Annotated in this window: 15 protein-coding genes; 1 reads left to right on the forward strand and 14 read right to left on the reverse strand. The window is 49.8% G+C overall.

What is annotated here, in order from left to right; translation table 11 throughout:
• Positions 1–28 precede the first annotated feature (28 nt).
• The 12 genes from rplC to A0U42_RS08320 all read right to left on the reverse strand — a co-directional run bounded on the left by rplC (position 29) and on the right by A0U42_RS08320 (position 19,022).
• Complete coding sequence (gene rplC / locus A0U42_RS08265) at positions 29–667, reverse strand: 50S ribosomal protein L3 (RefSeq protein ID WP_044505175.1); 639 nt, start codon at positions 665–667, stop codon at positions 29–31.
• A 14-nt stretch (positions 668–681) separates the two neighbouring features.
• Positions 682–993, reverse strand: coding sequence for a 30S ribosomal protein S10 (rpsJ, locus tag A0U42_RS08270; RefSeq protein ID WP_014015734.1), 312 nt, complete (start codon positions 991–993; stop codon positions 682–684).
• 303 nt (positions 994–1,296) lie between these two features.
• Entirely contained in the window at positions 1,297–2,490 is a 1,194-nt protein-coding gene (tuf, locus tag A0U42_RS08275) for an elongation factor Tu (RefSeq protein ID WP_065360575.1), read from the reverse strand.
• Between the two features lie 38 nt (positions 2,491–2,528).
• A complete protein-coding gene (gene fusA, locus A0U42_RS08280; RefSeq protein WP_065360576.1) occupies positions 2,529–4,601 on the reverse strand; it encodes an elongation factor G in 2,073 nt (690 codons plus the stop codon).
• Positions 4,602–4,640: 39 nt separating this feature from the next.
• The gene (gene rpsG, locus A0U42_RS08285; RefSeq protein ID WP_044505177.1) at positions 4,641–5,111 is read right to left on the reverse strand and encodes a 30S ribosomal protein S7; all 471 of its coding nucleotides are present in this window, start codon (positions 5,109–5,111) and stop codon (positions 4,641–4,643) included.
• A gap of 55 nt (positions 5,112–5,166) precedes the next feature.
• Positions 5,167–5,538: a 30S ribosomal protein S12 gene (gene rpsL / locus A0U42_RS08290; RefSeq protein WP_044505178.1), complete on the reverse strand. Its 372-nt coding sequence runs from the start codon at positions 5,536–5,538 to the stop codon at positions 5,167–5,169.
• Between the two features lie 80 nt (positions 5,539–5,618).
• Entirely contained in the window at positions 5,619–5,864 is a 246-nt protein-coding gene (locus A0U42_RS08295) for a ribosomal L7Ae/L30e/S12e/Gadd45 family protein (protein ID WP_044505179.1), read from the reverse strand.
• A 465-nt stretch (positions 5,865–6,329) separates the two neighbouring features.
• Positions 6,330–6,971: an EcsC family protein gene (locus A0U42_RS08300; protein ID WP_065360577.1), complete on the reverse strand. Its 642-nt coding sequence runs from the start codon at positions 6,969–6,971 to the stop codon at positions 6,330–6,332.
• Between the two features lie 509 nt (positions 6,972–7,480).
• Positions 7,481–11,731 (reverse strand): DNA-directed RNA polymerase subunit beta', encoded by a 4,251-nt coding sequence (gene rpoC / locus A0U42_RS08305; protein WP_065360578.1) that lies wholly within the window; start codon positions 11,729–11,731, stop codon positions 7,481–7,483.
• Positions 11,732–11,757: 26 nt separating this feature from the next.
• The gene (rpoB, locus tag A0U42_RS08310) at positions 11,758–15,516 is read right to left on the reverse strand and encodes a DNA-directed RNA polymerase subunit beta (RefSeq protein ID WP_044505181.1); all 3,759 of its coding nucleotides are present in this window, start codon (positions 15,514–15,516) and stop codon (positions 11,758–11,760) included.
• 244 nt (positions 15,517–15,760) lie between these two features.
• Complete coding sequence (gene tyrS / locus A0U42_RS08315; protein ID WP_065360579.1) at positions 15,761–17,017, reverse strand: tyrosine--tRNA ligase; 1,257 nt, start codon at positions 17,015–17,017, stop codon at positions 15,761–15,763.
• Positions 17,018–17,111: 94 nt separating this feature from the next.
• Entirely contained in the window at positions 17,112–19,022 is a 1,911-nt protein-coding gene (locus A0U42_RS08320; protein ID WP_065360580.1) for a fructose-bisphosphatase class III, read from the reverse strand.
• Positions 19,023–19,398: 376 nt separating this feature from the next.
• Here A0U42_RS08320 and gdhA point away from each other — a divergent pair, with 376 nt between their 5' ends.
• Positions 19,399–20,748, forward strand: coding sequence for an NADP-specific glutamate dehydrogenase (gene gdhA / locus A0U42_RS08325; RefSeq protein WP_065360581.1), 1,350 nt, complete (start codon positions 19,399–19,401; stop codon positions 20,746–20,748).
• A gap of 98 nt (positions 20,749–20,846) precedes the next feature.
• Here gdhA and A0U42_RS08330 read toward each other — a convergent pair whose 3' ends face one another.
• Together A0U42_RS08330 and A0U42_RS08335 are read right to left on the reverse strand one after the other, a co-directional pair.
• On the reverse strand, positions 20,847–22,022 hold the full coding sequence (locus tag A0U42_RS08330) for a M20 family metallopeptidase (RefSeq protein ID WP_065360582.1): 1,176 nt from the start codon (positions 22,020–22,022) through the stop codon (positions 20,847–20,849).
• An 18-nt stretch (positions 22,023–22,040) separates the two neighbouring features.
• On the reverse strand, positions 22,041–22,979 hold the full coding sequence (locus tag A0U42_RS08335; protein WP_255304144.1) for an AEC family transporter: 939 nt from the start codon (positions 22,977–22,979) through the stop codon (positions 22,041–22,043).
• Between the last annotated feature and the right edge of the window lie 13 nt (positions 22,980–22,992).

Below are 22,992 nucleotides of genomic sequence, written 5' to 3' on the forward strand. Positions count from 1 at the left end.
ATTTTATCCTCCTTCCTGTAGACAACTATTAGCGGGGTTTTACGGTATCGCGAATCATAACCAAGCTGCCTTTAGCGCCCGGGATGCCGCCTTTAACCAAGATCAGGTTCTTATCCATATCGACTTTAACGATGGAAAGATGAAGAACGGTTGCCTGGTTGCCACCCATTTGTCCAGGAAGTTTTTTACCCTTGACGACTTTACCGCCGCCACCACTGGTCATAGGTCCGAGAGAACCGGGTTCACGATGAGATTTAGAGCCGTGACCCATCGGTCCGCGGTGGAAACCGTGACGTTTGATAGTACCTGCAAACCCTTTACCCTTGCTGGTGCCAATTACGTCGACGAGATCGCCGCTTGCGAAAATATCAGCTGCCAGAGTTTGGCCTGCCGTATATTCCGGCGTATCTGTCAAACGGAATTCGCGAAGATACTTAACAGGAGCAACGCCTGCTTTGTCGAATTGACCCTTAACGGGTTTCGTCAGATGTTTTTCTTTGATTTCACCATAGCCGAGCTGAATGGAGTTGTATCCGTCCGTATCAACGGTCTTAACGCGTACAACTACGTTCGGGGAAGCTTCGACGACGGTTACAGGGACGACTGCGCCTTCTTCGGTGAAGACCTGAGTCATACCTAATTTTTTACCCAAAATAGCTTTAGACATAATCGCACCTCCTCCTATAATTTGATTTCGATGTCTACGCCAGCCGGCAGATCGAGACGGGTCAAGGCATCAACGGTTTTGTTCGATGCTTCGAGGATATCGATCAAGCGTTTGTGCGTACGGAGTTCGAACTGTTCACGAGAGTCTTTGTTAACATGGGGAGAACGAAGAATCGTGAAGATGTTCTTTTCTGTCGGAAGCGGAATCGGTCCGGATACCATTGCACCGGTACGTTTCGCCGTGTCGACGATTTTCGCCGCGCTCTGATCAAGCGTTTTGTGATCGTAAGCTTTAAGGCGAATACGAATTCTTTCCTGTTTTGCCATTACTTAATTCCTCCTAACGTCTATTTCGTTGAATAGACTGCTCCATAAGAGTTTCCCCGCGGTGCGGGCAACATCTTATATCATAGTTTAGCGCGTTTAGAGAGTATTTCCCTGTTGTCGCGTACCTACCTAGTTTACTACAAAAAGCGGCATGACGCAAGGATTTTTCAAGTCATTTCAAAATTTTTCTGACCGATTTAACATACGTTACATGTCTCTCTATCATGCTAAAGAAAAAGACGAACTGCTACATAGTAACAGTTCGTCCTTATAACAGCAGAAGCAATCTGCTGCAGGTGTATTTTAGCCTTCGATTTCGGAAACGACGCCGGCACCAACGGTACGGCCGCCTTCACGAATAGCGAAGCGGAGACCAGCTTCGATAGCAATCGGAGTGATCAATTCGACGTCCATTTTAACGTTATCGCCAGGCATGCACATTTCAGTGCCTTCCGGAAGCTGGATGACGCCCGTTACGTCCGTGGTACGGAAGTAGAACTGCGGACGATAGCCATTGAAGAACGGCGTATGACGGCCGCCTTCGTCTTTCGTCAAGACATAGACCTGTGCTTTGAATTTCGTGTGCGGATGAATCGTGCCCGGTTTTGCGAGAACCTGGCCGCGTTCGATTTCTTTACGGTCAACGCCACGGAGCAGAGCACCGATGTTGTCGCCGGCTTCTGCGCTGTCGAGGATCTTACGGAACATTTCAACGCCCGTAACAACCGTGTCTTTCGGCTGGTCAGCAAGACCAACGATTTCAACGGCGTCGCCGACTTTCAATTCGCCACGTTCAACACGGCCCGTAGCAACAGTGCCGCGGCCGGTGATGGTGAAGACGTCTTCGACCGGCATCAAGAACGGCTGGTCCGTCGGACGCTGCGGGGTCGGGATGTATTCGTCAACGGCATCCATCAATTTGAGGATGGACGGCGTGCCGATTTCGCTGTCGTCGCCTTCGAGGGCTTTGAGAGCGGAACCTACAATGATAGGTACATCGTCGCCGGGGAAATCATAGGAGCTGAGGAGATCGCGAACTTCCATTTCAACGAGTTCCAACAGTTCCGGATCGTCAACCTGGTCAGCTTTGTTGAGGTATACAACGATAGCCGGTACACCAACCTGGCGAGCCAAGAGGATGTGTTCACGAGTCTGCGGCATCGGGCCGTCAGCAGCGGATACGACGAGGATAGCGCCGTCCATCTGAGCAGCACCGGTGATCATGTTCTTGACATAGTCAGCATGGCCCGGGCAGTCAACGTGTGCATAGTGACGGTTGTCCGTTTCATATTCAACGTGTGCGGTGTTGATTGTAATACCGCGTTCACGTTCTTCCGGAGCTTTGTCGATATCAGCATAGTCTTCGAATTTAGCGTAGCCTTTATCAGCCAAAACTTTGGTGATAGCTGCCGTCAATGTCGTTTTGCCGTGGTCGACGTGACCGATCGTGCCAATGTTGACATGCGGTTTGGTTCTTTCAAAATGTTCTTTAGCCATTTGTTGTTCCTCCAGTGTGAGTAAATTATATTAGGCGATTAGCCTTTTTCACTGATGACTTTTTCAGCTACGTTCTTAGGAACTTCTTCGTAGTGGTCAAAGGTCATCGTATAAACGCCACGGCCCTGCGTACGGGAACGCAAATCCGTTGCATAGCCAAACATTTCTGCCAGCGGTACGAAGGCGTTGATATGTTCTGCACCGGAGCGCATTTCCATACCTTCGACACGACCACGGCGGGAGTTGAGGTCGCCGATGACGTCGCCCATGTATTCTTCAGGAACGACAACTTCGACTTTCGTGTACGGTTCGAGGAGAACCGGATCGGCTTTGCGGGCGCCTTCTTTAAAGCCCATAGAACCTGCAATCTTGAAGGCCATTTCCGAGGAGTCGACTTCATGGTAAGAGCCGTCATATACGGCAACTTTGATGTCAACCATCGGGAAGCCTGCCAAAACGCCGGTTTCCATAGCTTCTTTAACACCAGCTTCAACAGAACCGATATATTCCTTAGGAATAGCACCGCCAACGACTTTGTTTTCAAATTCGTAGCCTTTGCCCTGTTCCTGCGGAATGAGTTCGAGCCAGCAGTCACCATACTGACCACGGCCACCGGACTGACGTTTGAAGAAGCCGCGGGATTTGATTTCTTTGCGAATCGTTTCGCGGTAAGCAACCTGCGGTTTACCGACGTTGCAGTCTACCTTGAATTCGCGGGACATACGGTCGACGATGATATCCAAATGGAGTTCGCCCATACCGGAGATGATGGTCTGACCCGTTTCAGCATCGGTCTTGACTTTGAAGGTTGGATCTTCTTCAGCCAGACGAGCCAGGGCAATGCCCATTTTTTCCTGGTCAGCTTTCGTCTTCGGTTCAACAGCAACGGAAATAACCGGATCGGGGAATTCCATCTTTTCGAGGATGATCGGATTCTTTTCATCGCAGAGCGTATCACCTGTCGTCGTATCTTTTAAGCCTACGATGCCGCCGATATCACCGGTATAAGCTTCTTGAACTTCTTCACGGTGGTTAGCGTGCATACGGAGGATACGGCCAACACGTTCTTTTTTGCCTTTCGTCGAGTTGTAGACGTAGGTACCGGCTTGGAGGGTACCGGAATAAACTCGGAAGAAGGCCATCTTGCCAACGAAGGGGTCAGCCATGATCTTGAAGGCCAAGGCAGACAAAGGAGCCTTGTCATCAACAGCACGGGTTTCTTCTTCGTCCGTGTCGGGGTTGGTGCCTTTAACAGCCGGAATATCCAGCGGCGACGGCATGTAGTCGACGACGGCGTCGAGGAGCATCTGAATCCCTTTGTTCTTGTAAGCAGAACCGCAGAGGACCGGGAAGATTTTATTCGTGCAGACGCCCTTACGGATAGCTGTTTTTAATTCGTCGATGGAGATTTCTTCCCCTTCGAGGTATTTCATCATGAGTTCTTCATCGGTATCGCAAACAGCTTCTACCATGATATCATGATACTTTTTAGCTTCTTCTAATTCGTCTTCCGGGATGTCAACGATTTCGATTTCTTTACCGAGAGCATCATCATAGATTTCAGCTTTCATGGTAATGAGGTCGATAATACCGCTGAACGTCGATTCAGCACCGATCGGGAGCTGAATAGCGACGGCATTGGCCTGAAGACGGTCTTTCATCATTTCGACAACGTTCAGGAAGTCAGCACCGGTCGTATCCATCTTATTGACGAATGCGATACGGGGAACATGGTAATGTTCAGCCTGACGCCATACCGTTTCCGACTGCGGTTCTACGCCGCCTTTAGCGGAGAAGACAGCAACAGCGCCGTCGAGTACGCGCAGGGAGCGTTCAACTTCAACCGTGAAGTCAACGTGCCCCGGGGTATCGATGATGTTGATGCGGTGGTCTTTCCAATGGGCTGTCGTAGCAGCAGACGTGATCGTAATGCCGCGTTCCTGTTCCTGAGCCATCCAGTCCATGGTAGCAGCGCCGTCATGAACTTCACCGATTTTATGAACTCGGCCGGTATAGAACAGAATACGTTCGGTTGTCGTGGTTTTACCAGCATCGATGTGAGCCATGATGCCAATATTTCTCGTTTTTTCCAAAGAAAATTCTCTTGGCACGGTTTTTTCCACTCCTCAAAAAATAATAAATATCGTAAATTACCAACGATAATGAGCGAAAGCTTTGTTAGCTTCTGCCATTTTATGAGTATCTTCCTTTTTCTTGATAGCAGCGCCTGTGTTGTTGAAAGCGTCCATCAATTCGCCAGCGAGCTTTTCTTTCATCGTACGTTCGCCGCGCTGACGGGCATAGCTGACAGTCCAGCGGATGCCGAGGGACAAGCGACGGTCTGCACGTACTTCAACAGGAACCTGGTAGTTAGCACCGCCGACACGACGAGCACGGACTTCCAGGACAGGCATAACGTTGTTGAGAGCCTGTTCAAATACTTCCAAAGGATCTTTATTCATTTTCGAACGGATGATGTCGAAAGCATCATAAACGATGGTTTCAGCGACACCTTTTTTGCCGTCCAACATAACTTTGTTGATGAAGCGCGTTACCAATTTGGAATGGTACACCGGATCCGGCAGCACATCACGCTTCGCAACGGGGCCTTTTCTTGGCATGTCTAATTCCTCCTCTATATTGTGTATGTCATCTGTTTCATCTTAATGGTAAATCTTATTTACCTTTTTTTGCGCCGTATTTCGAACGGGACTGCTGACGATCTGCAACGCCAGCTGTATCCAAAGCACCGCGGACGATATGATAACGTACACCAGGAAGGTCTTTGACACGACCGCCTCTGATTAATACAACACTGTGTTCCTGTAAATTGTGACCAATGCCAGGAATGTAAGCTGTTACTTCGATAGAGTTCGTCAAGCGAACACGGGCAACTTTACGCAGAGCCGAGTTAGGTTTCTTCGGCGTAGCAGTGTATACACGAGTGCAGACACCACGTTTCTGCGGGCTGTTTTTCAAAGCCGGCGCATTCGATTTGGTTAAAGCAACCTGACGTCCTTTACGAACTAATTGGCTGATTGTTGGCATATGGGCACCTCCTCTCCAAACAATTAGATTTATAATGTAATCATCAACGAGCAGAGCTCATAAGATGATATTACCAAAAGTTATTTCAACAAGCCTACGGCCGCTGCTTTTACTTTAATATGGCAGGCCACTCCCAGCTCTGCCATGGTATAAGTGCGGTCGACAGGAATGTCAGCCCCTTCAGATGCTGCAATAAGCGGGGCTACGACTTGTTCATCGCAGTCCTTGGCGATGAACAACTGTGTGACTTCGTTTCGTTTCATTGCCTTCAAGGTTTGCTTGGCTCCGACAGTTTTGCGGACACCGGCAGCTACATCTAAGCTCACGAAACCTCACTCCTTACGTCTTGCAAATTAGGCGCAATGCACGCATTGCGACACTTAGATATTTTATCATCACGATAATTATCTGTCAATGAGTTTTTTGGTAAAAACTGCGTAACCAGTACATCTTTTATTACACGCGCCCATGTGATTCAAATAAAAAAATGATAGTCAGTTAGCTCGTGCCATAAGGCAATAAAAAGAATCGTGACTCTTAAAACGTTTAGGCATTAGATATACCCACTATCAATGAACTGATTATCCTGATAGATTCCTCTCCATACCTAAAAAAAACCACCGTAACCATTCTGCTACGGTGGCTAGGTCTAACTTTTTTTCACATTAGAAAGCAAGTATGCTCTCTAGCTGAGTGATTATTACTACTGCCATGTTCATAAATTTCTCGTTACATAATCAGCCCCAAAGGCACAGCAATCTAGTATTTTAATCGTCGATACTATCTAGATTCTAGATATCTTCACCATCCGAATAGTAAAATCTATTTTTTGCTTCTGCGGCAATCGCCCGTGTAGCTGCCGCATCTACACCACAACTAATTACTCCGCCTACAACAGGGACCATTTTCCCTAAGTTAATAATACCTTTTTCGCCAAACTTAGTTATCAATTTAAATCCAACTGCTCGATTAATAGCCTTGAGCGTCTCCCGGGGAATACGTTGAATTTGTTGTCTAGCTATTTTTGTTCCAATCTGAATCCCAAAATTTCGCACAACCTCTTTCCCAGAATTTCCACATAGACATAAATAGCCCAGAGTCTGGACTTGATCACTATGTATATCCTTGCCGCACATATAAGCAATCGCCGCTACCATACGCATTTGAATATATAATGTGCTTCCCAGATTAACGGGGATAGCTACCGGCATCGTTGCCAGCCCACCAAGGCCAGTAATAAAACCGCTTGCTCCACATTTTCTTACCTGCCAACTTACCAACGAATCAATAGCAGACTCCAGGTTTTCATTTTCTTTCAAATAATCATTAGCCAATTCCACGGCTGTCCCCGAACCGGGAACACCATTGATTGATGAATCCCAAGCCCAGGACAAAGCATTTTGCATCATTTCTTCTGTAATTAAAGCCCCCATAATCAAGTCCTCCCTTCTTCTTATACATCATTATTTTTTATCATAACATGAATTTATTAATTAGTTAATACTTGTAAGTTAATAAAAAACGCATATTGGAGATTGAATTTTCGAAACCCCCTATCAGCCAATACAAACAATCTGTTAGTTCAATCTTCTCTATCAGCTGGGTTTAAATCATTTGTTACCTCAACAAGACATGCAAGATACGAATTTTCTTTCGATCTGCCTATACTGAATAGGGCAAAAGGAACATCGCTAAAGCCAAAAATTCCTTCTGCAGCTTGTGCAAAAGGTAAATTATACCCTCAAATCACACTCTGCGACCTATAAAAAGATTTGTCTTGGTGATGTACTATATCTACTATAGCACATCACCAAGACAAATCTTGTCGTTTTCGTACAATAAAATACTGCATGAATCACCTTTACTTCATCCAGTCTTTTCGTTTTGAAATATCCTTATTGTATAAAAAAAGAAGCCCTCTTGCGAGGGCTCCCTTTCAACCTTAGTGGCCGGCTTCCGGTGCTTCAACAGCACTTTCAGGGGCATCTACGGGATTGCCGTCTTCGTCTTCATAGCTGATGGACGGAACGGTCTTTACTACTTTTACTTTACGGTAACGGCTCATGCCGGTCCCTGCCGGGATGAGTTTACCGATAATGACGTTTTCTTTAAGGCCTAAGAGCGGATCGACCTTACCTTTAATAGCCGCATCGGTCAGGACACGAGTCGTTTCCTGGAAGGAAGCAGCCGACAGGAAGGAATCCGTTGCCAGGGCGGCCTTGGTAATCCCCAGCAGCATCGGTTTGCCGATAGCGGTCTTGCCGCCGTTGTTGGCAATGCGTTTGTTCATATCTTCAAAGATATTGACGTCGATATAATCGCCCGGCAATACATCTGCATCTCCGGCTTCTTCAATCTTCATCTTGCGCAGCATCTGGCGAACGATGACTTCGATGTGCTTATCGTTGATACCAACACCCTGTGATTTGTATACCTTCTGTACTTCGTATACCAAGTAGCGCTGTGTTGCTTCGACGCCCTGGATACGCAGGATATCGTGGGGGTTGATAGAGCCGGCCGTGATACGGCTGCCCTTTTCGATGACATCGCCTTCGTGTACGACGAGGTGCGAACCGAAGGGAATGGTGTAACTCCGTTCTTCGCCGTCTTTCGAGAGGACGTGAACGATGTTGATGTCGTGATGGTCTTCTTTTTCCGTAATCGATACGGTACCGCTGATTTCCGTGACGATAGCGTTGCCCTTCGGCTTACGAGCTTCGAACAATTCTTCGACACGAGGAAGACCCTGGGTAATATCGCCGGCCGATGCGACGCCGCCCGTATGGAAGGTACGCATCGTCAGCTGTGTGCCCGGTTCGCCGATGGACTGAGCAGCAATGGTGCCGACCGATTCGCCGACATTGACCTTGCCGCCGGTACCGAGGTCGCGGCCATAGCACTTGGCGCAGACACCGTAACGGCTGTGGCAGGTAAGGACGCTGCGGATCCGGACGGTATCGTAATATTTAGCAATTTCTTTCGCCTGGTCGGCCATGATTTCCTCATTGAGGGCTACGATGACGGCACCCGTTTCCGGGTTGACCAGGGTTTCAGCAGCCGTACGGCCTTCGATCCGTTCTTCAAGCGGTTCGATGACGCCGTTGCCTTCGACGATGGCCGTGACTTCTACGCCGCGGATATCATTGTTGCGGGCTTTGACTTCTTTGACATCACTGTTCAGGATGCGATCGATGGCATCTTCCGTAAGGGGCGTGCCCTTCGCGCAGATTTCAATGCCATTGGAGTCGATGACGGCTTCTTCGATGGTCTTGCCAAGCATATTTTCCGCCATGGATTTGCGGATAGCTGCCCGGAAACCTTCTTCCGGTGCGCCGAGGGAAACCGTTTCGATGACGTTGGTATGATTGAGGTCATCGTTGATATCCATCTGGCTGCCGCGGAGATAGAGTTTCGGAACCTGATGTTCAATGATCGTATCCATGTCATCGTTGGTCAAGAGGTGTTCTGCTTCAAATACGGCTTCACCCGTTTCCGGATCCACGGCTTCACGAGCCAGGACGCGGCCGATGAGCTTATCGCGAAGGAGGTTGACAGCCTGGCGGCAGGAGCTTGCCAAGCGGGCCCGTTCGCGGACGAGATCGATGCCGAATACGTCGCAGTCGTCTTCGCGGACGATGACATCCTGGGAGACGTCGACCAGACGGCGAGTCAGATAACCCGAGTCAGCCGTACGAAGAGCCGTATCCGCCAACCCTTTACGGGCACCGTGAGACGAGGTGAAGTAGTCCAGTACGGACAGGCCTTCACGGAAGTTTGCCTTGATCGGCAAGTCGATGATACGACCCGACGGGTCAGCCATCAGGCCACGCATGCCGGCAACCTGGCGAATCTGCTGTTTATTACCACGGGCACCGGAGTCAGCCATCATGAAGATCGAGTTGAACGGATCCATGTTATCCATCATGACTTCCGTAACATCATCGGTCGCTTTTTCCCAAATAGCACAGGTTTTGCGATACCGTTCATCTTCCGTAATGAGACCGCGCTGATACATCTTGGATACGTTCTGTACCTGTTTGTCAGCAGCGCCGAGGATATCCCATTTTTCTTCCGGAATCTGAATGTCGGAAATGGCGATGGACATACCGGCCTGACGAGCGTAGTGGTAGCCGATAGCCTTAATATTATCAAGAAGTTCTGCCGTCTTGGTGTTGCCAAAGAGGTGGAAGCAGGCATCGACGAGTTTGCCGATTTCCTTCTTGCTCATGAGGACGCCGAGGCAGTCGACGTCGACATATTCTTTACCTTCTTTGAAAGCAGCGACAGCATCTTTATCGATTTTATGTTTCGGAAGCGGGCGAACGGCCATGAGGTCGACACCAAAAGCTTCTTTCAACTGGGAGAAACCATAGTCCAGGATATGACCGTCGGCATCTTTCACTTTGATGAAGTGCGTCCAGTCGATAACGCCGTTTTCATAGGCAAATACGACATCCTGAGGATTATCGAAGACCATGACCTTATCCGTATGGAAGAGGCGCAGCGGTTCGTAGATCTGGTAGTTGTACAAGAGTTTGCCTGCCGTCGTTTCAATGAGGCCGTGGCCCGGGATGCGGACTTTGATCAAAGCTTCAATGTCGATGACTTTGGCATCGTAAGCAAGCATGACTTCATCGTAATTGGAGAAGATCTTGCCTTCGCCCTTCGCAGACGGTTTAACCAAGGTCAGGTAGTAGGCACCGAGAACCATGTCCTGTGTAGGAACAGCAACCGGCTTGCCGTCTTTCGGAGCCAGGATGTTGTGCGACGACAACATGAGCGTCCGAGCTTCGGACTGGGCTTCTACCGACAGCGGCAGATGGCAGGCCATCTGGTCACCGTCGAAGTCAGCGTTGAAAGCCGTGCAGACCAGCGGATGAAGCTTAATGGCCCGACCTTCCCAAAGGACCGGTTCAAAGGCCTGGATACCCAAACGGTGGAGTGTCGGAGCTCGGTTCAAGAGGACCGGATGTTCCTTGATGACGTCTTCGAGGACGTCCCAGACTTCATTGCTGACGCGTTCGACTTTTTTCTTGGCGTTTTTAATGTTGGTGGCAATTTCTTTTTCGACGAGCTTCTTCATGACGAAGGGCTTGAAGAGTTCCAGTGCCATTTCCTTCGGAAGACCGCACTGGTGCATCTTCATTTCCGGGCCGACAACGATAACCGAACGGCCGGAATAGTCGACACGTTTCCCGAGCAAGTTCTGACGGAAACGGCCCTGCTTCCCTTTCAGCATGTCCGAAAGAGATTTAAGGGGACGATTACCGGGGCCCGTAACGGGGCGGCCGCGACGGCCATTGTCGATGAGGGCATCGACGGCTTCCTGAAGCATGCGTTTTTCATTGCGGACGATGATGTCCGGCGCACCCAATTCAAGGAGGCGGCTCAAGCGGTTGTTTCGGTTGATGACCCGGCGATAGAGGTCGTTCAGGTCAGACGTTGCAAAACGGCCGCCGTCAAGCTGGACCATGGGGCGCAGTTCCGGCGGAATGACCGGAATGACGTCCATGACCATCCATTCCGGTTTATTGCCGGAATGACGGAAGGCTTCGACGACTTCCAGGCGGCGGATCGCGCGGACGCGGCGCTGGCCCGAAGAGTCGCGGAGTTCATCGCGCAGCTCTTTATCGAGCTGGTCGAGGTCGAGTCCCTGGAGGAGCTCTTTAATCGCAGCGGCACCCATGCCGACGCGGAATTTATCGCCGTACAAGTCGAGATACTGGCGATATTCCGTTTCCGTCATCAGCTGCTGCTTCTGGAGAGACGTATCGCCCGGATCGAGGACAATGTACGAAGCAAAGTATAAGACTTTTTCCAGCGAACGGGGCGAGATATCGAGAATCAAGCCCATCCGGCTGGGAATGCCTTTAAAATACCAAATATGAGAAACAGGTGTAGCCAGTTTAATATGGCCCATCCGTTCACGACGGACTTTGGCGCGCGTGACTTCGACGCCGCAGCGATCGCAGACGACACCTTTATACCGGATACGTTTATATTTACCGCAGTGGCATTCCCAGTCCTTCGTAGGCCCAAAAATGCGTTCGCAGAACAACCCATCCCGTTCCGGTTTTAATGTACGGTAGTTGATCGTTTCTGGTTTCTTGACTTCCCCATGAGACCATTCGAGAATCTTTTCGGGCGAAGCAAGGCCAATCCGCATGGAATCGAATTCATTCACATCAAGCACTAATACCGCTCCCTTCTATCGACTCGTTATTCATCATCGTCAGTAGTATCATCATCGTCAGCCTGTTCTGCTTCGGCAACGGCATCGAGGCTCATTTCGCTCATGACGTCATCTTCGTCGCCGTTGGAAACGGGTTCCTGATCGTCATCTTCGCCGTTTTCATCACTGCCTTCAGCAGGTACTGCCGGAGTTTCCGGGCCATTTTCACCTTCCATGACGCGACGGAGTTCGTCGTTCTTTTCCGGTTCGGTTTCATCGTCTTCGTCAAGTTCCTTGATGACGACTTCATCGCCGTCTTCATTGAGAATCTGGACATCGAGGCCGATAGCCTGGAGTTCCTTGAGGAGTACCTTGAACGATTCCGGCACACCCGGTTCCGGAATGTTTTCGCCCTTGACGATCTTTTCGTAAGCCTTGACACGGCCGACGACATCGTCAGATTTAACCGTAAGCATTTCCTGGAGGGTATAGGCTGCACCGTAAGCTTCCAGAGCCCAAACTTCCATTTCCCCGAAACGCTGGCCGCCGAACTGGGCTTTACCGCCGAGAGGCTGCTGCGTAACCAAGGAGTACGGGCCTGTCGAACGAGCATGGATCTTGTCGTCGACGAGGTGATGCAGTTTCAGGAAGTATGTATAGCCGACAGTGACGCGGCGATCCATCGGTTCGCCCGTACGGCCGTCATAGAGGACGGACTTGCCGTCACTGGGGAGACCTGCGATTTCGAGTGCATTAAATACGTCTTCAGCCTGAGCGCCGTCAAAGACCGGTGTGGCAATATGAATCCCGGCAACATCCGGTTTCGGCATGCCGTACTTATCAAAGTCATAACCGGCAGCACGCAGTCTTTCTTCCAGACCCGGATCCATTTCCTTGATCTGCTTGCCCAATTCATGGACAGCCCAGCCAAGGTGAGTTTCCAAAATCTGACCGATATTCATACGAGACGGTACGCCCAAGGGGTTCAGGACAATCTGGACCGGCGTGCCATCGGGCAGGAACGGCATGTCTTCCTGGCGCATGACGCGGGAGACGACACCTTTGTTCCCGTGACGACCGGACATCTTATCGCCTTCGTGAATCTTACGTTTCTGAGCGATGTAGACACGAACCAAACGGGTTACGCCGGGCGGCAGTTCGTCGTTGTTTTCACGGGAGAATACGCGGACGTTGACAACCTTGCCAGATTCCCCGTGGGGAACGCGCAGGGACGTATCGCGGACTTCACGTTCCTTGTCGCCGAAAATAGCGCGAAGGAGACGTTCTTCCGGAGTCAGTTCCGTTTCGCCTTTCGGCGTAACTTTACCGACCAGGACGTCGCCGGGGAATACGTCGGCACCGATCATGATGATCCCATTTTCATCGAGGTTCTTCGTGCTTTCTTCGCTGACATTGGGGATTTCACGAGTGATTTCTTCAGAGCCGAGTTTCGTATCGCGGGCATCGCATTCATATTCTTCAATATGGATAGAAGTATAGAGGTCGTTCTTCGGCAATTCTTCACTGAGGAGAACGGCGTCTTCGTAGTTGTAACCTTCCCAAGGCATGTAGGCTACGAGGATGTTATAGCCAAGGGCTAATTCACCGCCATCAGTTGCCATGCCGTCGGCCAGGACCTGACCTTCGGTAACGACTTCATTTTTGTAAACCAAAGGACGCTGGTTGATGCAGGTACTCTGGTTGGAACGAACAAATTTAATCAGTTTATACGTATCGATCGAGCCGGAATCAGTACGGACTTCGATGGTATCACCGGTAACGTGGGATACGACGCCGCTGTGTTTTGCCAGGACGCAGACCCCGGAGTCACAGGCTGCCTTGTATTCCATCCCGGTCCCGACGAGCGGAGCCTGGGTACGGAGGAGCGGTACAGCCTGACGCTGCATGTTCGCACCCATGAGGGCACGGTTAGCATCGTCGTTTTCGAGGAAGGGGATCATAGAAGTACCGACAGATACGACTTCCTTCGGCGATACGTCCATGAAGTCGACGCGGTCAGCCCGGAATTCACGAGTATCTTCACCGTGACGGCAGGCAACGCGTTCGTTGACGAAATGACCGTCTTCGGTAAGGGGTTCGTTGGCCTGGGCAATGACGTACTGTTCTTCTTCATCAGCCGTAATATAGTAAACCTTTTCCGTTACGACGCCCGTTTCTTTGTCGACGCGGCGGTACGGAGCTTCAATGAAACCGAATTCATTGACCTGACCGAAGCAAGCCAGGGAAGAAATGAGGCCGATGTTCGGACCTTCCGGCGTTTCTACCGGGCACATGCGGCCATAGTGCGAATGGTGGACGTCGCGGACTTCAAAGCCTGCGCGTTCACGGGACAAACCGCCGGGACCAAGGGCGCTCAGACGGCGTTTATGTGTAATTTCAGCCAAGGGATTGGTCTGGTCCATGAACTGGGACAGCTGGCTGGAACCGAAGAATTCTTTAATGGCGGCTACGACAGGACGGATGTTGATCAGGACCTGCGGCGTAATGCTTTCGGCATCCTGAATCGTCATGCGTTCGCGGACGACACGTTCCATACGAGTAAGGCCGATACGGAACTGGTTCTGAAGGAGTTCGCCGACGCAGCGAAGACGACGGTTGCCCAAATGGTCGATATCATCGACAGTGCCAAAACCATCCATCAAATTGAGGAGGTAGCCGATGTGAGCGATGATGTCTTCGCGGGTAATCGTCCGGTGATCATAAGGCAGATCGCTGTTATTGCAGATGACCTTATAGACAGAGCCATCCTGCTTTTCAACGAAAGCTTCTACTAAACCGCCGCCGTCACCGAGAGGGGCATCGGCTGCGATTTCACGGTGGAATACACCGCTTTCGCGGATTTTTTCAACTTCTGCCGAGCCGATTTCCGTATGGGCATCGACGATGATTTCCCCCGTTTCCGGATTGACGATCGGTTCGTGAAGGGTCAGGCCGAAGAGGCGGCGTTCCCAACCGAGTTTCTTGCCGGCTTTATAACGGCCGACGCGGGCCATATCGTACCGACGCGGATCGAAGAACAACCCTTCAAAGAGGTTGCGGGCGCTTTCAACAGTCGGCGGTTCACCGGGGCGAAGTTTTTTATAGATTTCAATTAAGGCTTCGTCCTGATTTTCCGTCGTATCTTTTTCAAAAGTAGCCTTCAGGCGTTTGTCGTCGAAAAAGAGGTCGAGGATATCCGAATTGGACGCCCAGCCCAGGGCACGGATGAGAACCGTAACCGGAATCTTACGGTTGCGGTCAATGCGGGCATAGATAATATCGTTAGCATCGGTTTCGAGTTCGATCCAGGCGCCGCGGTTCGGAATGACCGTCGAATTGTAAAGGCGGATGCCCATCGGGTCAATTTCACGACCGTAGTACACACCGGGAGAACGAACGAGCTGACTGACGATAACGCGTTCTGCCCCATTGATAATGAACGTGCCTGTATCAGTAATCAGAGGGAAGTCACCCATGAATACTTCCTGGTCCTTAATTTCACCTGTTTCGTGGTTGACAAGACGGATCTGGACTCGGAGCGGTGCGGCATACGTCGTATCGCATTCCTTACATTCACGAATGTCGTACTTCGGTTCCCCTAATTTAAAACCCTCAAAGGATAAAGACAGGTTGCCCGATGCATCTTCGATAGGAGAAATGTCTTTGAAGATATCTTTAAGTCCCTTTTCGAGGAACCATTCGTAGGATTTATTCTGTAAATCCAACAAATGAGGCATTTTCAAGACCTCGTTAATCTTAGCATATGTGTATCGAGTCCTTTTCCCTACTTGTACAGGTTTGAACATGCTGATTCTTCACCCCTTATAAAAAGTAAACCATTATAATCGCGCCAAGCGCGTCGTTAAACGCTTCATAAAGCGACAAAAAAGCAAGGCTCTTAGAGACATTGAACCTTGCTTAATTTTTTGCTCACCGGAAGCGTTTCCTCCATGCATCTCATAACATCAATTGAACATTCTGCAATGAGTTATTATAGCATATAGAAAATATTCCGTCAATATTAAATTTTAATGAATTCAGAAAAACGGTTTACTGCTGAACGCGTGCCAAGGTGTACTTCTTCTTGCCTTTGCGGACGATGACAAATTTCCCGTTTGAATTCTTATGGGGTTTTACGATTTCATCGAGGCTGGTAACTTTGACGCCGTTAATGGTGACGGCTCCGTTATTAATGTCTTCACGGGCCTGGCGTTTCGACTTATAGATGTTGGCATCGATGAGCCAGTTGACAACGTCCTTGTCTTCATTTGAAACGTCGACGGTCGGCATCTTGCCAAAGGCCTGTTCCAGTTCATGTTCCGAAAGATCGGCAATGCTGCCGTGATAGAGGGCTTCCGTAATATTCTGGGCTTCCTTCAAGGCTTCCGGGCTGTGAACGAAGGTCGTGACTTCTTCAGCCAGGCGGCGCTGAGCCAAGCGTTTTTCCGGTTCCTTTTCAACGGCTTCGGCCAAGGCGTCGATTTCTTCTTTGCTGAGGAAGGTGAAGTATTTCAAGTATTTGATGACGTCGGCGTCATCCTGGTTGAGCCAGAACTGATAGAATTCGAAAGGCGACGTCTTTTCCGGGTCGAGCCAAACGGCACCGCCGGCAGTCTTGCCGAATTTCGTTCCGTCCGATTTCAGCATGAGGGGAATGGTAAGGCCGAAGGCCTTGGCTTCGCTGCCGTGCATCTTGCGGATCGTATCGATACCGGCCGTAATGTTGCCCCACTGATCGGCGCCGCCGATTTGGAGCTGCACGTCATTGTTTGAAAAAAGGTGTTCAAAGTCGATGGACTGAAGAATCTGATAGGAAAATTCGGTGAAGGAAATCCCCGCTTCCAGACGGCTGGCAACGACTTCCTTGCTGAGCATGATGTTGACGCTGAACAGTTTGCCGTAGTCGCGAAGGAATTCAAGGAGGCCGATTTTGCTGAGCCAGTCATAGTTATTCACAAAGGTGATATTCTCTGAATCACCGAAGAGGTGCGTAAACTGGGCTTTTAATTTTTCTGCATTGGCCTTGATGGTATCAATAGTCTGCAGCTGTCGTTCCGTCTTACGACCGCTGGGATCACCGATGGTACCCGTACCGCCGCCGATGACGACGAAGGGATGATGACCGGCATTGGCAAAGCGCTTGAGCATCATAAAGGGAATCAAATGACCGATATGCATGCTGTCGCCCGTCGGGTCAACGCCGCAGTAAAGAGAGATGCTCTTTTCTTCCGTCAGTTTCCGCAGCCCTTCTTCATCTGTCATCTGATTGACGGCGCCGCGCCATGACAATTCATCAATGATATTCATCGAATTCGCTCCTTTATTATAGAAAATGATAAGATACATTTCATTATAGCTATGGCCGTCCGTTCCGTCAATGAAGATTCCTTTAAATATTTTCCTATTGGGCCGTTTTTTCTAAAATGACGCCTTGGCGGTAAGCCTGTAAGAGAGCCTTTAAGTCATCGATCATTTGAAGCAGCTTTTTCCCGTTATCCGTGTCACCGATCATGACTCGTTTCGGTTCCAATTCGACCTGCGTCGATTCCGAGTCGATGTCGACGTTGTTCATTAAAGCTTGGTAAACGTCTTCAAAGGGGTAATGGGATTTGATGCGGATGCCGTGGGAATTAAAAATCAATGTATAGCCGGCAATCCCCGTCGATCCCTGATAGGCCTTGCAGAAGCCTCCGTCGATGCATATTTCCTTGCCTTCAGCTCGAACAGGGCTTTCGCCTTTCTTGACCTTAACCGGGGTATGGCCGTTGATGATGTGCCCCTGAGGCGAATCGATGCCGAATTCATGGAGGATCTTGATGCATTCATCCTTATCTCGGTTCAAGTGGTAATAGGCATTTTGCGGTTCTTTCCAGGTGGATTCATCGACGATATAGCTTCGTTCAAGTGTCTTTACGATGCGTCCCGATACGGGTGAGTCGGCGCCGCACCACAGATACCACATGAAGTCCAGGCTGTCCATATCGCGCTGGTCATAGGCCTTGCGGATCATATGCTCAATTTTATCCATAAAGGCCTTGCCCTTATACGGTTTGCCTTCGAGATAGACCTCTTTAAAACTGCCGTCCGGATTGAGGGGCAGGCCGCCGTGGAACAAGAGATTGTTGTTCATGCAGCGATACAGTGAACCATGGCTGTAAAGGAATCGGATATGACGCTGAAGGCGTTCGCTTTCGAGAAATTCCAGTTGGATATCGTTCATCAATTGGTGTTCTTCCGGCGACAAAGTATACGGATCCACGGGATTTACCGTCGGAAAATCCTTGGTCTTCAGTTCGTAAGTTTTACCGTCTAAATCAACAGTCCCTTTTTCCCAATCGAATTTGTGGAACATGAGCCGGTCATCCATATTATAGTCGGGATGGCGATAGATCGTTTGTCCTTCCAGTTTGGCTACGATGACGTTAATGGCTTTGACCATCGGTTCGATGCCATCATTTTCCTTATATGTCTCCATAGCAAAGAGGGCAAAGGGACGTAAACTGATGCCATAACCGTTTTCCAATATTTCCATATTATGGTAACGAATGTTATTGCGCAGGACGTTGGCAATGCAGGCCAAATTGCCGGCAGCGGCGCCCATCCAAAGGACATCGTGATTGCCCCACTGAATATCGAGCGAATGGTGTCCCATCAAGGTATCGACGATTTTATCAGCATGGGCCCCGCGGTCATAGATGTCACCGATGATGTGCAGGTGGTCTACTGCCAACCGCTTGATGAGGGCCGCTAAGGCATAGATGAATTGCCGGGTACTGCCGGTCTCTAAAATCGTATCGAGGATTTTCCGATGATAGACCAGCTGGTTCTGGTCCTCGTCGGGCTGGGCATGAATCAATTCGTCGATGATGAAGCGGAAGGCTTCCGGCGTGGCCTTACGTACTTTAGACCGAGTATATTTAGACGACAATAACTTAGCCAGGTCGATCATCCTTTCCAGCGTCGTCCGGGCCCATTCACTCGTAACCTTTCCTTCACGATAGAGCATATTCAGCTTTTCCTTCGGATAATAAATGAGGGTCAAAAGACTGTCCTGTTCTATTTTATTCATCTTATCCGAAAAAATCATTTCTACCTTTTCGCGAATGACGCCGGAGCAGTTATTTAAGATATGATAGAAAGCACCGTATTCACCGTGAAGGTCACTCATAAAGTGTTCCGTTCCCTTCGGCAAATTAACGATGGCTTGTAAATTAATGATTTCTGTAAAGGTTGCTGCCTGAGTCGGATAATCTTTGGCCAAGAGTTCTAAATACCGCAGATATTCAGCAGAATAGGTATCGTATGTCCCCATTTAAGTACCCCTCTTTTCATATAGTGTATGTTGTATAGCGTATTTATCTCTTATTGTATACCATCGACGCCAAAGTGACTAGATTTTTCTGTCCTTTTCGTCGATTTCAAAATGAGTATGAGCGCCCCTTGTTTATGTATCAAAATCATCTTACAATTAATTTTAATGCATAGATGTGCTTTAACCTGTTGAAACGTCCCTTCACCCCCTAAAAAGCCCTTGAATTTTCACTCTTTTTTTCGCATAGCGATAAAACAATGCCGCAATGGAAAAATATTTTCCGCATTGTGGTGTTTTCAAGACGGGAAAAACATGCTATTATGTAATCGTAGAAATCAGTTTTAGGTATAACTATTTTAAATGAGGTGACTACATTATGAACAAGTATTTGCAATCTGTTATTGAAAACGTCCGTGTCAAACATGCCAACGAGCCAGAATTCGTCCAGACCATTGAAGAAGTTTTGAGCTCCCTCGACGTCGTCGTCGAAAAACATCCGGAATATGAAAAGTACGACCTGATCAGCCGACTGGTCGAACCCGAACGGCAATTCACATTCCGCGTTGTCTGGGAAGACGATAACGGCAACTACCACACCAACACCGGCTACCGCGTCCAGTTCAACGGCGCAATCGGGCCCTACAAAGGTGGTCTCCGCTTCCAGAAAAACGTTTACTCCGGCATCATCAAATTCTTGGGCTTCGAACAGATTTTCAAAAACGCTTTGACCGGCCTTCCTATCGGCGGCGGTAAAGGCGGTTCCGACTTCGACCCGACGGGCAAGTCCGACGCTGAAATCATGCGTTTCTGCCAGAGCTACATGCAGGCATTATATCGTTACATTGGTCCCGATATCGACGTACCGGCTGGCGACATGGGCGTTGGCGGCCGCGAAATCGGCTTCCTCTTTGGTGAATATCGCCGCCTGAAAGGCACCTTCGAAAACGGCGTTCTCACCGGTAAAGGCTTCAGCTACGGCGGTTCCCGCATCCGTCCGGAAGCAACGGGCTACGGCGCTGTTTACTACCTCGAAAACGTTCTCCGCGATGACGGCCAGGATATTAAAGGCAAAACGATCGCCGCTGCCGGCTTCGGCAACGTTACCTGGGGCATCTGCAAAAAAGCTGCTGAACTCGGCGCTAAAGTCGTTACCCTCTCCGGCCCGGACGGATACATCTACGATCCCGATGGCGTCGTTACCGAAGAAAAGATCAACTACCTCCTCGAAATGCGTAACAGCGGCCGCAACCGCGTACAGGACTACTCCGATAAATTTGGCGTAGAATTCTTCCCGGGCGAAAAACCGTGGGGCCGCAAAGCCGATATCGTTATGCCGTCGGCCATGCAGAACGACGTTCACATGGAACAGGCAAAACAGATTGCTGCTAACAAAGTTCGTTACTACATCGAAGTCGCCAACATGCCGACGACCAACGATGCCCTCCAGTTCTTGATGGAACAGAAAGACATGATCGTCGCTCCGTCGAAAGCCGTTAACGCCGGCGGCGTTGCTACCTCCGCTCTGGAAATGAGCCAGAACAGCGAACGCTTGGTATGGACGGAAGAAGAAGTTGACGCTCGTCTCCACGAAATCATGAACACGATCTACAAAAACTGCAAAGAAGCAGCTGAACGCAACGGTCTTGGCTACAACCTCGTAGCCGGCGCTAACATCGCTGGTTTCGAACGTGTTGCTGATGCAATGCTGGCTCAAGGCGTCTTCTAAGATACCTAAAACTGAATAGAGAGCCTGAAAAAGGACCTGTCACCTCGGTGGCAGGTCCTTTCTTGTATGCTCGATCAGATAGAAAAATAACGCACGGCTTATACGCGGACGGCAACGTGGTCTTTGAATTCATCCATCATAGCCTGACAACGTTTTTCATCACCGGCCAAAAGCACGGCCAGGCGGCCCATGATTTCAGCACCGCGAAGGATGATCGGTTCAATGGACGGATCTTTGACAGCATTGGCAATTTCAACGGAGTGCTCCGGCATGGGCACATCGCCCAAGGCTAAATGAAGGTGGAGGGCCGGGCACTGGTGGCTGACGTTGCCGACATCGGAACTGCCGCAGTCCTTCGGCGCTTCGTAGGCGATTCCCATATCGTCCAAAACTTGTTCTGCCGCCTTAGTTGCCGTTTCATTCCAGACCATATTGTCGAATTTGCAGCCCATCTGTTTGACGTCATACGTCGTTTCGGTTGCAATCGCCGCCCCTTCAAAGCATTTCATGACCTTGGCAACGACCGTATCGAGGTAGGCTCGTTCGCTGTGGCGGATACAGCATTCCACCTCGGCGTAATCGGGAACGACATTCGAAGCTCTCCCACCGTCGACGATGTACGAACCGATTCGCGTTTCCGGCCGGACGTGCTGACGCAGCATGTCGATTCCGTGAAGGGCCAGCATGGCACCATTTAGAGCATTGCGCCCATTCCACGGTTCCCCGGCGGCGTGTGCCGTTTGTCCATGGAAGGCAATGCGATAGTCATCGAGGGCCAAAAAGTGAGAGTTGGCATTGGTCTTGGTCGGCGATATATGAACCATCACCGCCAAGTCATAGTCGTTAAACACCCCCTGCTCACACATGATGACCTTGCCGCCGCGAAGCTCTTCATCAGGCGTCCCGACGAGATCGACATCGACTGGAAGGTCTTTCAGATCTTTTAAGGCTGCCGCAGCCAAAAAGCTCATGGCCCCATTGGCCGAATGGCCGCAGCCGTGGCCGACGCCGGGGAGGGCATCATATTCCGCAAGGAGAGCGATTTTAAGGACAGCCTTTTCAGACCGGGACACGGCGGCCCGAAAGGCCGTCTTCTGTCCCGTAAAATGTTCTTCTACGTCCATGCCTAAACTCCGGCAGGCATCGATATAATGCTGACAAGCATGAAATTCTTCACCGGACAGTTCCGGATCATTGGCAATGGCATAATTCAATTGAAAGGCCTGTTCCTTATGGGAGTCCAAGGCCGATTTCAAAGCAGAAACATGTTTCATAATAACGAGAAACTCCTTTTATCCGACGATAAACATATATAAGGGGATGACGACGATCCCCATGACAACAGTGATAAACGTGACCTGCGTCGAATAACGCACATCGGCACCGATGGATTTAGCAACGACGGTCATCTGGGTCATGGCCGGCATGCTGGCCTGCATGGTAAAGACTTGGGCCGACATGGGCGTTACAGGAATGAAAGGCAAGAGAGCCAGCACACAGGCCGGGCAGACGAGAAAACGGCCGACCAGGGCGCCGATGACATCGCGGTCCCAGTGGACATCAGAAATGGAAATCCCGGCCATTTCAATGCCGATGACCAAGAGTGACATCGGCGTCGCCATATTGCCGACGTATTGGAAGGACGTGAGCAGGAAGTCAGGCAGTTTAATATTGGCCAGCACCAAAGCCAGGCCGATCAGAAAGCCCATGAGGGGCGGAGAAAAAACCTTTTTGATCGTCTGAGCGGAAAACAGGGGCATATTCCCATTCCCGCCCTGACTGTCATTGACGATATGGTAAATGCCGAGAGTCCAAAACATCGTCGTATTAGCCATATAATAGAGCATGACCGAGGGCACACTCTGCGTACCAAAGAGGGCCAAATTGACCGGCAGGCCGATAAAAATCGTATTGGCGATAAAGAAACAGGTGACGAATACGCCCTGCCGTTCCCGGCGAATATGCAGCACCTTGGCGGCAATGCGGCCGACGATATAGGCCAGGAATATCGAGGCAAAGGGCAAGATGAGATCCGGTGCAATACGAATCAAAGAGTCATGGGTAAAATCCTTTTCCATTTGACAGAGCATATACAGGGGCAGGCTGATTTTCATGACCAGTTTTGAAAAAACAGCGCTCATATTCGAGCCGAACCACCCTTTTTTTGACAGTATAACGCCGATGGCGATGATAAATAAAACCTCAAAAATTCCTTCTAATCCATGGAGCACGCCTTCCAAAAAA

Source organism: Megasphaera sp. DISK 18, from assembly GCF_001682955.1.
In the GTDB taxonomy this organism is placed as follows: domain Bacteria; phylum Bacillota; class Negativicutes; order Veillonellales; family Megasphaeraceae; genus Megasphaera; species Megasphaera massiliensis.